Source organism: Bradyrhizobium sp. Leo78 (assembly GCF_059512425.1).
Genome location: NZ_JCAMOT010000191.1, coordinates 1 through 510, shown reverse-complemented (window position 1 = coordinate 510; position 510 = coordinate 1). Strand labels below are relative to the sequence as shown.

General features: G+C 54.5%; 1 protein-coding gene. It reads left to right on the top strand.

Annotation, left to right across the window (positions count from 1 at the left end):
• Nucleotides 1–360: hypothetical protein (locus tag AC5ZG1_RS44225; protein WP_496136545.1), on the top strand; the 360-nt coding region annotated here is incomplete at its 5' end.
• Between the last annotated feature and the right edge of the window lie 150 nt (nucleotides 361–510).

The following is a 510-nucleotide window of genomic DNA, read 5'->3' as shown; positions in this document are numbered from 1 at the left end:
AGACCTCAAGAAGGTTCAGAGGTAGCGGCAATGGCTAGTTCCCGACTGTTTGGCTACGCCGTTGACGAAGAGGATGGCAAGCTGGTAATCGTGATTGACGGATTGCTTGCCGAAAGTTGCATCCGGCAAATTCGGGACAGCGCCCAGACGGGCCGCGGTGGTGAACTCTTGTCGCGATTGCTGCCGGTAAGTTCGGTTTACAAGCTTATGTCTGGACAAGAGGAACGCGCTGAAGAAACGCTCAGCCTTGAACAGTTGCTTGGACAAAACGTCGACCAGAGTTTCGCTTCCTTCGAACAACAGTTCGCCGACCTGAGGCAGACACTAGCCGAATTCGGCAGCCCGGAAAGTTCGAAATAAATCACGCAGCCGCAGGAGTCTCCGCGATGCTTCGGTTGTCACCAGAAGACTCTATTTTGCTGATCACCTGCCGGGCCTACCTACGACCCGAGGATGAAGAGCGTTTGGTCCGTCTCTGCAAGGAGCCTGTCAACTGGCCCTATGTGGTAT